The 13705-nt window shown below is 44.8% G+C and carries 12 protein-coding genes; 6 read left to right on the top strand and 6 right to left on the bottom strand.

Annotated elements, in window-relative coordinates:
* The first annotated feature begins 267 nt into the window (after nt 1–267).
* A complete protein-coding gene (locus NIES208_RS17630; RefSeq protein WP_171971804.1) occupies nt 268–2436 on the top strand; it encodes a CHASE2 domain-containing protein in 2169 nt (722 codons plus the stop codon).
* Nucleotides 2437–2603: 167 nt separating this feature from the next.
* Nucleotides 2604–3509 (top strand): N-acetylmuramic acid 6-phosphate etherase, encoded by a 906-nt coding sequence (gene murQ, locus NIES208_RS17625; RefSeq protein WP_075894299.1) that lies wholly within the window; start codon nt 2604–2606, stop codon nt 3507–3509.
* A 37-nt stretch (nt 3510–3546) separates the two neighbouring features.
* Here the strand turns inward: murQ and NIES208_RS17620 are convergent, their stop codons facing one another.
* A complete protein-coding gene (locus tag NIES208_RS17620) occupies nt 3547–4518 on the bottom strand; it encodes a hypothetical protein (RefSeq protein ID WP_139325097.1) in 972 nt (323 codons plus the stop codon).
* A gap of 194 nt (nt 4519–4712) precedes the next feature.
* Here NIES208_RS17620 and aroC point away from each other — a divergent pair, with 194 nt between their 5' ends.
* Both aroC and NIES208_RS17610 read left to right on the top strand, forming a co-directional pair.
* Nucleotides 4713–5810 (top strand): chorismate synthase, encoded by a 1098-nt coding sequence (gene aroC / locus NIES208_RS17615; RefSeq protein WP_075894297.1) that lies wholly within the window; start codon nt 4713–4715, stop codon nt 5808–5810.
* Nucleotides 5811–5816: 6 nt separating this feature from the next.
* Nucleotides 5817–6677 (top strand): MBL fold metallo-hydrolase, encoded by an 861-nt coding sequence (locus NIES208_RS17610; protein ID WP_075894296.1) that lies wholly within the window; start codon nt 5817–5819, stop codon nt 6675–6677.
* A 34-nt stretch (nt 6678–6711) separates the two neighbouring features.
* Here NIES208_RS17610 and NIES208_RS17605 read toward each other — a convergent pair whose 3' ends face one another.
* Nucleotides 6712–7542, bottom strand: coding sequence for a DUF3598 family protein (locus NIES208_RS17605; protein ID WP_075894295.1), 831 nt, complete (start codon nt 7540–7542; stop codon nt 6712–6714).
* Between the two features lie 437 nt (nt 7543–7979).
* Between NIES208_RS17605 and NIES208_RS17600 the strand changes: the two genes are divergently transcribed.
* A complete protein-coding gene (locus tag NIES208_RS17600; RefSeq protein ID WP_075894294.1) occupies nt 7980–8858 on the top strand; it encodes a phosphatidate cytidylyltransferase in 879 nt (292 codons plus the stop codon).
* Between the two features lie 117 nt (nt 8859–8975).
* On the opposite strand, the gene NIES208_RS17595 is transcribed toward NIES208_RS17600, so the two are convergent.
* Nucleotides 8976–9338, bottom strand: coding sequence for a DUF1815 family protein (locus NIES208_RS17595; RefSeq protein WP_075894293.1), 363 nt, complete (start codon nt 9336–9338; stop codon nt 8976–8978).
* A gap of 151 nt (nt 9339–9489) precedes the next feature.
* On the opposite strand from NIES208_RS17595, the gene NIES208_RS17590 reads away from it, so the two are divergent.
* Nucleotides 9490–9942 (top strand): ABA4-like family protein, encoded by a 453-nt coding sequence (locus NIES208_RS17590; protein ID WP_075894292.1) that lies wholly within the window; start codon nt 9490–9492, stop codon nt 9940–9942.
* Nucleotides 9943–10103: 161 nt separating this feature from the next.
* Here the strand turns inward: NIES208_RS17590 and argH are convergent, their stop codons facing one another.
* The 3 genes from argH to NIES208_RS17575 form a co-directional block, all read right to left on the bottom strand.
* Nucleotides 10104–11495, bottom strand: coding sequence for an argininosuccinate lyase (gene argH / locus NIES208_RS17585; protein WP_075894291.1), 1392 nt, complete (start codon nt 11493–11495; stop codon nt 10104–10106).
* Nucleotides 11496–11723: 228 nt separating this feature from the next.
* Nucleotides 11724–12923 carry an ABC transporter substrate-binding protein gene (locus NIES208_RS17580; protein ID WP_139325096.1) on the bottom strand — a complete coding sequence of 400 codons (1200 nt, stop codon included), beginning with the start codon at nt 12921–12923 and terminating at the stop codon, nt 11724–11726.
* 135 nt (nt 12924–13058) lie between these two features.
* The coding region (locus NIES208_RS17575; RefSeq protein WP_171971803.1) for a transporter permease at nt 13059–13705 on the bottom strand (647 nt) is incomplete at its 5' end.

The raw sequence follows: 13705 nt of genomic DNA, 5'->3' as shown, positions 1-13705 counted from the left end.
GCTCTCCCATTCACCGCGTCGTACTTCCGAGCATGCTTAAGCAAAACTCACGTTAATTAGCGGTGGTGATCATTAAAAGACCGTAATTTTTCTGATATCTGCTGCATCTTGAGAATAAATTAACTATTGGCTAAAGTAGTTTCACTGCCATAATCAGGAAAAAACGGATTTTCTAACGGGATTTGTTAGTCGTTGTTTTTTCTCGAAAAATGGGCCAAAACGGTATTGCGCTGTTCATTTGTTATATTTAACTCGTTCTTATCCCTAGTGTTGTTCAAACAGATTTGGCAAAGTATTCGTGAGCAATGGTTAGGGGTAATTTTAATTGCACCGGGTGTGGCGATCGCCATTTCTGCTTTAAGTGAATTTGGCGTATTGCAGGGTATAGAATGGCTGACCCTCGATCAAATTGTGCGCCTCCGCCCCAAGGAAGCAATCGATCATCGCATCACCCTCGTCACCATTGATGAGTCGGATATTCGATTTGCCCAGCAATGGCCGATCTCTGATCAGTTAATGGCTCAGATGCTTTACAACCTTGCGGCCAAACAGCCCCGGGTCATTGGCATTGATATTTTTCGTGATACGTCCATAGAACCGGGAAGGGCAGCTTTAACCCGTGCATTTCAAGAAAATCCTAATATTATTGGCATTGAGCAGGTTTTTGGCGATCGTATTCCGCCTCCCTTTGTCTTGGCTGAATTAAATCAAGTTGCGGCATCAGATCTTCTACTAGACCGCGATGGTAAGATCCGCCGGGGCTATCTCTCCATGGGGCCACAACAGAGTTTTGGGGCGCGTTTAGCGGATATGTATCTCCGACAAGAGGAGGGGATGCTAGAGACCCAGACATTTTCTCAAGATGAGTCGATATTTCCATCCTTAACTGAGGGCGATCGCGGTTATGTTAGTCCCCGGACAGATTTTGAAGGCCACCAAACCTTAATTAATTACCGTGGCGGTCTGGAAGCCTTTCATCGTATTTCCTTCCAAGATGTCATTGAAAATCAAATTCCTGAGGAGCTGATTCGCGATCGCCTTGTCCTTGTTGGTACAACAGCATCCAGCCTAAACGATGTTTTTGTAACGCCCTATAGTAGTCGGTTTTTACAACCCTTTCAGCATGCTCCCGGTGTTGTCATCCATAGCACCATAGCGAGCCAAATTATTAGTCACATCTTAGACGATCGCCCAATCCTACGGCCGATTAATAGTGTAACTTTTCACTTCTGGGTTGCCACATGGGCTCTCACTGGGGCGATCGCCGCCAAGATTTTAGCCATATATACCTCCTCTATTTTTCGGACATTACTCATTACAACAATTGGTTCGTTAATCTTAGTAGGACTGAGTCTTTCCGGCACTTTTCAAGGCTTTATGATTCCCGTTTTAACCCCTTTCTTATCATTAGTTAGCTCCAATATCCTTAGTACAAACTATGAATCGAGAAAACGACTTAAACAGATTAATCAAGAATTAGCCATTGCCAATGAAAAACTCGCTAACTACTCACGTAATCTAGAACAAGAAGTCGGCGATCGCACCGCAGAACTATCCGCAACCCTAAAAGATTTACAAGTTGCCCAGATAAGCTTAGTTCAAGCCGAAAAAATGGCTGCCCTTGGCCAGATGGTGGCGGGCATTGCCCACGAAATCAACAATCCAATTAATTATATTTCCGGGAATGTCGCTCCCGCACGCAAGTACGTTGACGAGCTACTGGGCATTATTGACCTTTTTCTCGCCAAATATCCCGACAGTGAAATTGAAGAATATCTAGAAGAAGTTGATTTAAAATATCTCCGCTACGACTTTTATAAACTACTAGAATCTATCGCCAAAGGTGCCCATAGAGTAGAAGACATTGTACTTTCCCTACGCACCTTTTCCCATTTAGATGAATCAGAACTAAAACAAACTGATTTATTAAAGGATTTAGAAAGCACCTTACTGGTAATCAGCAGTAGCCGCATTACTAATCGCGATGATCATCGCATCATCACCCTAGAAAAGAAACTAAAACATCTCCCCCTAGTAGAATGTTATCCAGCAAAAATAAATCAAGTAATCTTGAGTTTATTAGACAATGCGGTTGATGCTATTGAAGAAAATTTTAGGAAAAATCGTCAAATAAAAGGGAAAATCACAATTGAAGCAAGGTCTTTAAATAATCAACAAATAATTATTCAAATTACAGATAATGGCGTTGGGATACCCGAAAATTTACTCTCAAAGATTTTTAATCCATTTTTCACAACTAAGCCTGTAGGGAAAGGTACTGGCATGGGTTTGGCGATCGCCCACAGCATTATCGTCGAGCAACACCATGGTTTATTGAGCTGTCGAAATACAGAAGATGGTCACACAGAATTCACTATCGTTTTACCGATCGTTCATCAACTTTATCTAACCTCTTTAACCCCTTTTAAATCATAAAATCTGTTAAGTCATAAAAAAGGTTAAACCAGAATTATTTTTTGTCGATATATGACTGAGTAAAAAGCGAAAATCCTTGGAATGCTTTTAAAATTATTGCTTCAAAGTATTGTTTATGAGACATTTGAATTTGTAAGATATCTAAAGAAAAATCGAGGCGCAAAGTCGTGCAAGCAAATCAAAGTCGTGGTCATCTTTTGACAGAACAAATTAACCCCAATAGTCAAAATCTCGATCAAATGACGGCTGTGGCATTGGTGGATTTATTTAATGCTGAAGATCAAAAAACGATTGAGGCGATCGCCGCCGCCCGGATAGAGCTTGCTGAAGCCATCGAAATCACAAGTGCTGCACTAAACAATAATGGCCGACTCTTCTATATTGGCGCAGGAACAAGTGGGCGTTTAGGAGTGCTTGATGCAGCAGAATGTCCCCCCACATTTTGTACACCGCCAGAGCTAGTACAGGGGATTCTCGCGGGCGGCAAAGATGCCCTTGTCAAAAGTTCAGAGAGCCTTGAAGATCGCCCAGAAGACGGAGCACAGGCCGTCATTGACTACGGCATTACCGAGAAGGATGTCCTCGTCGGGATTACTGCCGGAGGTACAACGCCCTATGTACGAGGGGCATTAGCCGCAGCCAACGAAATGGGCACAAAAACAATTTTTATCAGCTGTGTGCCCATTGACCAAGTGCCCTGTGATGTGGATGTGAATATTCGCCTATTAACGGGGCCAGAAATTTTAGCGGGATCCACACGTTTAAAAGCGGGTACAGTCACGAAAATGGCACTTAATATTTTATCGACTAGTGTCATGGTAAAACTTGGAAAAGTTTATGGTAATCGTATGATTGATGTTGCCGTTACTAATGACAAACTTTATGATCGTGCCCTGCGTATTCTTCAGGATTTAACTGATTTACCTAGGGCAGAAGCGGAGACTTTACTTGATAAGTCTAAACGTAAAGTGAAGACGGCTTTGTTAATGTATTGGAATCAGATTGATGCAGCGGAAGCGGAAGATTTATTGGCTCAACAATCTGGTGATTTACGCTCAGCCCTTAAGGCATAATCTGGGACAAAAAATCAAATTAATCTTGTTTTGTGGTTTATTGGGACGACATAACACAGCTGTTTGCTAGAAGTTGGGATGTCATATATTGTGCTTGGCTATCAGGAAGATCAGGTGGTAATTGTGGCACGGTGGCTGCGGCTAGAACCATGGTTTCATTTTGTTCGTTGACCAATGGCAAAAGCTCCACGGGGTAATCGGCTGAAACGCCAAATGCTGTCCGGGCGATCGCCAATTCATGGGCTCGAAATTCAGCACTACGGAGCTGGGCGGAGCCAACTTTTGCCCGCGAGAAGGAAAAAATCCCTGGGCTAATCACATCCTTCGAGACATCATTATTGTTGTCACTAAGTTTGATGCTCCACTCAGGCTTAAACTCAAGGACACAAACATGATTGGCTTCGAGGGAAGGAAAAATACTCACATAATGACGATTGTTGGTAGATTCATCGTTATGCCATAGACCTAAAAATGGGGCGATCGCCGGATCTTTTGTTTTCCAATACTGACGAAAAGCAAGAAGTTCAGGGGCCAGTTGGGGTGGGTGGTCGACTTTATTTAACCCCGCTAGGCCAAACCAACCATTTCGGCCTGCTTCTCGATCCGTCTCAAGTTGCGCAATTTCGGTTTTGTTGAGAAATGGCGGATAGCCATCAGCTTTTTGCCCCCCAGCCATCACCTTAACCGCGGTAATGAGCATCACTGTTTCACTGATGCCACAATCGAGATCACCATAACAACTCTCTGCAATGATATTTCCTGCTTCATAGGTGAGCTGTACTTTTTTCCCGATTAAATTCTGTTCACAAATATTAAAGGCGGCAAATTCTGTAGTGGTGTCCCCGGCCTCATTTCTTAGGGTGACATAACAAGCGCGATCGCCCATTGTTAAGTTCGTAATCGTGCCACTTTGGGGGGACTCAGCCCTAACCACGCCGGGAGTCTGTCCTGCAAAAACTGACGTTATGGCGATCGCCGTGCCCCAAAATTTATTAGAAAAAGATTTCATAAACACCATGGCCACAGCTGGCACAATAAATAGTCGTTACCTTATCGTCACCTCCTCCTTCCTCCCCTATGGACAATTTTAACGACCATGACACCGTAGTAACAATACGAACAATGTCACTGTGGGGCGATCGCCCTTTTGCCTGAAGAAATTAAGTTACAATGCAAAACTGATTCGTCAACAGCAACCGCATTATGGGCAATAGTTTCGGCCATTTATTTCGCATCACAACCTACGGAGAATCCCATGGAGGCGGCGTTGGCGTCATTATTGACGGCTGTCCTCCCCTCGTAGAAATTTCCGCTGAAGAGATTCAACACGAATTAGACCGCCGCCGTCCCGGCCAAAGCAAAATTACGACTCCCCGCAACGAAGCCGACCGCTGCGAAATCATGTCAGGAGTCTTTGACGGCAAAACCACCGGTACACCCATCTCCATTTTGGTGCGCAATAAAGACCAGCGTTCCAAAGACTATTCCGAGATGAAGCAAAAATATCGGCCATCCCATGCCGACTTTACCTACGATTCTAAATACGGTATCCGCAACTACGAAGGCGGTGGGCGCTCCTCTGCTCGCGAAACCATTGGCCGCGTCGCTGCCGGGGCGATCGCCAAAAAGATTTTGCAACAATTTTCTGGCGTTGAAATCATCGGCTACGTTAAACGTATCAAAGACTGCGAAGCCCCCAATATCGACCCAAGCACCGTCACCCTAGAAGCCGTCGAGAGCAACATTGTCCGTTGCCCCGATGCCGCCGCCGCCGAACGAATGATTGACCTCATTGACGAGATTCGCCGTGATCGAAACTCTATTGGTGGCGTTGTCGAATGTGTCGCCCGAAATGTACCAAAAGGTTTAGGAATGCCAGTTTTCGATAAACTAGAAGCAGACCTTGCCAAAGGGGCAATGTCCCTCCCCGCAAGCAAGGGATTTGAAATTGGTTCAGGATTTGCCGGAACACTCCTCACAGGGCATGAACATAATGATGAGTTTACCGTCGATGATCAGGGTGACATTCGCACAAAAACCAATCGCTCCGGTGGTATCCAAGGCGGAATTTCCAACGGAGAGAATATAATCCTAAGAGTGGCTTTCAAACCGACAGCAACAATTGGGAAAGAACAACAAACTGCAACCCGCGATGGCGAAGCAACCGTTCTTGCCGCAAAGGGAAGACACGATCCCTGTGTTTTGCCCCGCGCCGTACCAATGGTGGAAGCCATGGTTGCCCTTGTCTTGTGCGATCATCTTTTGAGACATCAGGGACAATGTAAGACACTCAGTATTTAGCAATTTATGACTAAACCTGCACTTGATGAATTTGTCGTCCAGTTTTGGGGCGTGCGCGGCAGCGTTCCCTCACCTGGATTTGAGACGATCCGTTATGGCGGCAACACGTCTTGTATCGAAATTCGCGCCGCTGGTAAGCGTATTATTTTTGATGCCGGTACAGGTCTGAGGAATCTTGGCAAAGAGCTGGAAGGTCAAAACAACCTCGAGCTGCATATGTGTTTCACCCATTACCACTGGGATCATATCCAAGGTTTGCCTTTCTTTGAGCCTTTGTTCCGCCCGGGCAACCGCCTCCATGTGTATGGCCAAGTACCGGAAGAGGTGCGCCCGATGAGCCTAGAGGATCATTTTTATAAAAGGGTATTGCATTCCAATTCGCCAATTCCCGTGGCGCAACTTGAAGCGGAGGTGGTTTTCCACGAATTAACTTGTGGCCAAACGTTTCAGATTGGTGATGCAAAAATTTCGACGGCTCCCTTAAATCACCCCAATGGTGCTATGGGTTATCGGGTGTCTTGGCAAGATCGGGCGATCGTTTATTGTACGGACACAGAGCATTTCCCCGATCGCCTTGATGAAAATATTCTCAATCTCGCCAAGGATGCCGATATCTTGGTTTATGACGCAATGTACACCGATGAGGAGTACCACGATCCTAAGTCTCCCAAGGTTGGTTGGGGTCATTCTACTTGGCAGGAAGGTGTCAAGCTCACGAATGCCGCGAATGTTCGTAAATTAGCGGTCTTCCACCATGAACCAAATCATACTGATGATGTTCTAGACCGCATTGCAAAGGATTTGGCGGAAAAGTGCGATCATTCTTTCCTCGCGAAGGAAAAGGCGATCGCCAGTGCTTTTGACTAGCATCTAAATTTGATCGCCGATGCCTGCGGTTAAACTAAGCGACCCGTTTTTCGGTGATAAACACAGAGCTTTCCCATTTTCCTTGGTCGTCAAAGTTACGCATAATTCGTTGACGCACATTATCCGACACGAGCCAACCGACCTCTACAAAAAATGCGGTTTTAGCAAAAACTTGCAAAGGAACATTGATCGAACCGCCATCGGGCAACAAGGTGATTTGCCGTGGTATGTCTGAATCAAACTTTAGCTGATTACCATTAATCTTCGCTTGGGTCTGAATCGTACGATTTTCTAACTCGATAGATTGTTTGAGTTGATCTCCTTCAACGCTAATACGGAGGCGACTGTGGCTAGTTGTCGGTGGCTCAAAATCTGGACGATAGGTCTGGGCTTCTGCTTCCCAAGTGCCCACTAATTGGTCTACTGTCAATGCCGGTCTTTCCTTCGCGTCTGTGCCGTCTCGAAATTCACGAATAAAAACAAGCTTGTCAAATTTATAATCTGCGTCATAAATCTGCACCATACGCAGACGGCGATCGCCCTCAACAAAACCGAATTCTGCAATAAAATCCATCATCGTCGAAAACCACATCACGCCTTTTGAAAAAGCGCCTGTTTCAGAAAAAATCATGTGGCGGCCTAACGACTGAAAATTTTGGTTGATATGACTGGAGGGAGGATCGTTGTAACTACCAGATTCATAGCGTTTGAGATCAAGTTTGACGCAGTTGCGATCGCCATCAACCGGCGCAAGTGTCAAAATAGAAGGGACATCATTTAATATCTCGCCACTGAGATTTAGCGTGCTAAAAGATCCCCGCCAAGTCCCCAGATTTTTGAGAAAGTTATCCCATTGGCTACCCATATTGCGTCCTTAAAAATTTAAAGTTTCCTCGATTAATATTGTGACGATATCAACCACCACCTTGCAACGACTAATTTTCTAAAAAAATCAATCATCAGATTTTAGTCATACCCAACTGGATAACGGACTTTAAAATAGTTTGAAAATTACGCCATATTGCTGCAAAGTACTGTACTAATTGGTGGAAAGAGTTAATTTACAATATTTTTTGCCACAATCGTCATAAGCAAAACAAGCGTTATGGGCAATAAAGTCGCGAAGAGCAATGCCTGATCCAACTCGCCTCCTAGGGTCTTGGCGAAATCAGATGGTCACATTGGTAAATCGAGGAGTGATCATAATGATCTCCGTTAACGTTTGATAAAATTCTCCTTAACAGCCTGAACAAATTTGCTTTGTTTTTTTATCTGTGCTTCTAACAACGAGCCTAAATTATTATGTCCTTTCCGCGTATCACTAGTGCAGTAGTGGCGATCGCCATTGCCTTAAGCCTCATCGTTTTAGGAGGCTGGTACTTTACCTTGGGCATGGGGATTCTCGTCTTCCTTGGTCAACAAGAATACTTCCGAATGGTTCGAGCGAAAGGCCTAGCCCCTGCGGCGAAAAGTACCCTTATTGTCTCCCAGCTGCTCTTAGTCATTTCAACGATTAGCCCTAGTCTTACAGATGCGCTTTTTCCCCTAGCTGGCACTTTTATTTGCTTTTACCTGCTGTTTCAACCCAAGATGGCGACGATCGCCGATATGTCTACATCGATTTTGGGATTATTTTACGGCGGTTACATGCCCAGTTATTGGGTTAGATTGCGGATGGGCAGCCTTTCCGAAACTGAAGCAGTAAGCAATTTACCTTTATATGGTTATTTGCCCCAATCTTGGTCTGACTGGTTTCATCTCCCCTATGCCCTCCGACTCACTTTTGTCGTGATGGTTTGTATCTGGGCAGCGGACATTGGCGCATACTTTATGGGGAAATGGCTCGGCAAAACAAAGCTCTCTGCTATTAGCCCAAAGAAAACCGTTGAAGGCGCTTTATTTGGGTCTATCGGAACAATCTTAGTCGCGGTTACCGGCGCATGGTACTTGGGTTGGTCTTGGTGGCCGATCACTGGCGTTATTTTAGGTTCCTTGATTAGCGTGACGACGTTGCTCGGAGACCTTACCGAATCGATTATGAAGCGTGATGCGGGCTTTAAAGATTCAGGTGAACTGATTCCCGGTCACGGCGGCATCCTAGATCGCACCGATAGCTATGTATTTACCGCGCCACTAGTCTATTTGTTTGTCACAATTTGTTTGCCCGTCTTTGCCCAATAGACCTTGGGGTTTGCAGCTAATTCAATAACTCTAGATACCAAAAAAAGATCTTCAAACCTAATCGGAGATCTTCTTTAGTTGCAATATTAATTATGTTTAACCGAAAACTTTAGAATCCTAGAGAGTCGCTACAGAATCGGAATCGGAGCGCTGATAAGAAAATTCTTTTGGTAGCTCGCGCTGGTACTTAATCATATTTGCCAATTCCTGGAGCTGGCTAATGGCCTCTGCACCTTCTAGCTTCATCAGTTCGCGCTCATCACGCATTTCAGTCCAAGAAATACCGTAGTCGGAGACCAAAAAACGAATGAGGTGATTTTCTCCAAGGCTCACCATAAAGGAAGCGCTGTTGAGTTCTGTGCCGCAAGTGTAGCAGGAAGCGAGATATCCCCTATTCTCAAGGGCGATCGCCAGAGCTTGAAGACTCATAACGAGGTCTTTTACAAAATCACGATGTTGCTGGGCAAGTCGAATAAACACCTTACTGTCTCCTTAGTGACAAATACATTCTAAACCTTTTAATAGTTTTTTAATAATTAATTTTCATGCCCTATTTATAAGGGATTGATATGTTGGGTTTATCATACCCAGAGCCACTAACTAACCTGTCAATCTTTGGATTTTTCTCCCTATGACTTTAGAAAATGTATTTGATGTTACGAATATTTTTGTTTTACCTTTTTGGGGATTAATGATTTTGCTACCCCGTTGGCAAATCACCCAAAAAGTAATGGACTCGGTGCTACCTTTTGTGGCATTGGCATTAGTCTATGGCTGTCTCTTTGTCTTATCTGTTGACCCGGATCAAGCCGCTCTTTGGGCGAATCCCACGTTACCAAACCTAGCGGCGCTGTTTTCTATCCCGAAGGTAATGGCCACTGGCTGGGTACATTACTTGGTTATGGATTTGTTTGTGGGACGTTGGATTTATCAGCAGGGCGTTGAGAAGAAAATTATTACGTTTCATTCTTTGAGCCTTTGTCTATTTGCTGGCCCCATCGGTCTTTTGTCCCATCTGATTACTGCTGCGGGAACTGAATTTTGGCGATCGCAGCAAACAACAACGGAATCTCCTGCTGGTTAATCCCATCGGTTCATGACGAAAAAATAGTGTCAAAACAATAAAATAATCTGATTTAATTGATTGTTTTCCATAGATAAAACCCCACACTTTGCTTGAAATATCAAAACAAGGTGTGGGGTTTAAAGTCTTTGCAATTGATGCGATCTGAAAGTGAAGAAAATTTAGGAGTACATTAAGTCTTTAGCTTCGGCGATCGCCTGACGGACTTGCTCAAAACCTGTACCGCCATAGCTATTGCGGGCAGCAACCACTTGTTTCGGGGCGATCGCCTCATAGATATCTTCCTCAAATTTCGGATGTAGCTCTTGCCACTCTGCCATCGTCAAATCCTTGAGCAGTTTGCCCGCAGCAATACTCGTTTTAACGACCTTACCGACGAGATTGTAGGCTTCGCGGAAGGGGACACCTTTACTAGCGAGATAGTCCGCAACGTCAGTGGCATTGGAGAAATCTTCATTTACCGCTTCTTCGAGGCGGGGCAACTGAAATTCGATGCCTTCAGAAATCAAAATGGTCATCGCTTCAAGGCAACCTTGCACCGTGCGCACCGTATCAAAGAGACCTTCTTTGTCGTCTTGGAGGTCTTTGTTGTAGGCCAACGGTAAACCTTTCATTAGGACTAACAGACCCTGAAGATTACCAAAAACTCGCCCAGTTTTACCCCGTACCAGCTCAGGAATATCGGGATTTTTCTTTTGGGGCATAATGCTAGACCCTGTAGCACAGCTATCTTTGAGGGTGATAAAGCTACATTCTTTCGATGCCCAGAAAATCATTTCTTCCGCCATACGGCTCAGGTGCACCATAATCAAGCTCGCCGCAGCGGAAAATTCAATGGCAAAATCGCGATCGCTGACCCCATCGAGGCTATTTTGATAAACCTTATCGAACTCTAATAACTCAGCACTAAAGTGGCGATCAATGGGAAAAGTCGTGCCAGCCAGAGCACCACAACCGAGAGGTGAAATATTGGTGCGCTTAAAGACATCATCCAGACGTTCCCAATCCCGCTGGGTCATCTGGAAATACGCCATCAAATGGTGGGCAAGGCTAATGGGTTGAGCGCGTTGGAGGTGAGTATATCCGGGAATTAGGGTTTCAACGTGGGTTTCTGCGTGGGTGAGTAAGGCCTGCTGGAAAGCGCGGATCTGTGCCTGAATAGTGCGAATCTGATCCCGCACATAAAGACGAATATCTGTGCCGACTTGATCGTTGCGCGATCGCCCAGTGTGGAGTTTTTTGCCGACATCCCCCACAATTGCTGTTAAACGTTTTTCAACGGCGAAATGGACATCCTCATCTTCGATACCGGGATTGAAATTACCTTCGCGATATTCTTGGCGGACTTGCTCCAAACCTTGGACGAGGGTTTCCCCTTCTTCCTCAGAAATAATTCCTGTCTTGGCAAGCATGGTGGCGTGGGCAACAGAACCGGTAATGTCGTATTCAATTAGCTCAATATCAAAGCCAATACTCGCATTAAAAACGGCGATCGCCGGGTGTAGAGACGTTTCAAAGCGATCACTCCATGTCTGTTTTTTTGCCTGGGTCATAACCTGCCACTCCTGCACAAAATCTCAAATCAATTACTCTCGCTAAATCTTAGAGCAAAACCGATCTGAAATTATCGGCAAGTCGAGACAATTTGCCTGATTTCCGCCCCAAAACTAAAGAGCTGAGCCAGCGTGCTGTACCCAGTTCCCGTGGACGAAATTTAGTTTATTTTGCCCCTTTCTCTAGGCCACAAAAAGTTCTGTTTAAGTCATTTGTTAAAAAATTTCCTACTCAAAATAATGACTCGTTGCCCGCGCGAAGGCCTCATAAATTTTGGGCATTTTCAGAAAAGGATTGTATTCCTTGAGTTTACTTTCTCGCATGTACACCAAATATTGATTGCTATCTTTAATCGGCATATCTTCAATGTTTTTAGTGCCTTCGAGGAGCGCCACCGCCATTTTTGCCGCCTCTTCCCCTTGCTCATAGGGCGAAGCACCCACCGCAATCATGCCGCCATCTTCCACATAGACACCCCGCGCTCCGACTTGAAGTAAAGTTGAATTTTCGCCTGTCCATTCCAAGACTTTTTTATAGGGCACAACTTTACCCCCTTCAGTTTGCGCTTCAGTGCCTTGCAAAGATTTGTAGCCACCAATTAATAAAATATCTGCGGTTTCTTCAGCCCTTGCCACAGCCCCTTTCCAATCATCGAAGGTTTTATATTCTGCTGCACTGACCATTTCGTACTCACCCCAATCAAAATTTGCCATATTTTCTACCACTCTGTAGGAGTGGGTTGTACTGTGGGTGAGGAAATAAATTTTGCGGTATTTTGTGCCGAGGGATTGGTTAATCTGGTCGAGGGTTTCTTTGATCGCACCGGGCGGTACACCTTCGGTAATGCCTGTCACGTTACTAGAGCCAGCGTAGCCGTACTTTTCTAAGTCACCCTGCACGCCTGTAAAGACAATTTTGATGTTGGGATCTTCGACAAAATATTGCCCCGCCAGAATTTGGGCATTGTCGTCGGTGGCAATGATTACGTCAGGCTTCCACTGTTTAATGAGGGCGCGTACTTCCTGTTCGGCACGCTTCATGTAGTTTTCGTAGGGTTTTTTCTTGGTGTCGAGAAAGTGCTCGCGGTAAATGTAGGTATTTTTTCTTTCGAGAACGCGCTCGATGCCGACAATTTGTTCTGTTGTCCAGGTGTAGTCTGTTTCGTAGCTATGGAGCAGCAATAGTTTTGGTTTCTCCAGATTGTGCATGACGATAAAAATCGACAAAATCACAAGGAATAAACTGGCGAATGTGCGTTCATGCTGGGCAATGCGGAGAATTTTTTTGCCTAGAGTTAGTTGTTTATGGGGCTGGGTGATCGCCCCCATAACTAGAAGAGTGGGCAAAACCGAGAGACTAGGAATTGTCGATAATGCTGGGATAGATATGGGTAGGGAATCCGTTAGATTTTGGAGAAAGTAGAGCATAGCCGAGGGGTAAAGTTTGGTGTTTTTATGGATATCGAAGAAAAGATATTGCGTAGGATAATTTCGGCAAAGAATGTCTATTTTTAATATGGGCGATCGCCCCCAGAATTGGGTTAAAGATTTATGTTTAAGGCTTTATAAAATGCCGAGCCATTGCCAGTAGGTAAAGGAGGCATAGATGGCAAATACCCGGACGATGTTCATCAAAATATTGCCCTGGATGAGCAGACGATTATTAAACAAACCTTGGGCATCGGCGATCGAGCTAAAGAGTAATTTTGGTGAGTATTGGTAGGGGAAAAACCAGCCGTCGCTAATGATCAAAATGATAAAAGCAATTAGCCAAGGATTGACACCACTAGCTTCTGCCAAGGGGATGAAAATCGTTCCAAATAGCGGCACAATGAGCGCCATTGGTAAAAATAACCTCGACACAAAAATTGCAGTCGAAAATAACAAGACAAACAGTGAAAAATCATTCCGCATCGAGTTTCCTAGCCAGCCGAGATAGTCACTAATCCAATCATCAAAACCGATGTAGGCGATCGACCGGGATAAACCAATTAACGAAGCCAACAAAATCAAAAATGGCCAGTCAATACTTCTGCGAATATCTTGTTTGAGTAAAACTTTTCCTAACAATAAAAAACAAAATACTAATAGCCCAACCCACGGAATTGCCACACCATGAATCGAGACGGTTAATACTCCCACTAAGAAGATGGCGGGCTCTCCGGGATTGACTATGCAGCGTTGGTAGGAAAATGCCAACAAATGAGACA

Origin of the sequence: [Limnothrix rosea] IAM M-220 (genome assembly GCF_001904615.1) — a bacterium.
Lineage (GTDB): Bacteria > Cyanobacteriota > Cyanobacteriia > Cyanobacteriales > MRBY01 > MRBY01.
This window is presented reverse-complemented; position numbering and strand designations above follow the sequence as displayed.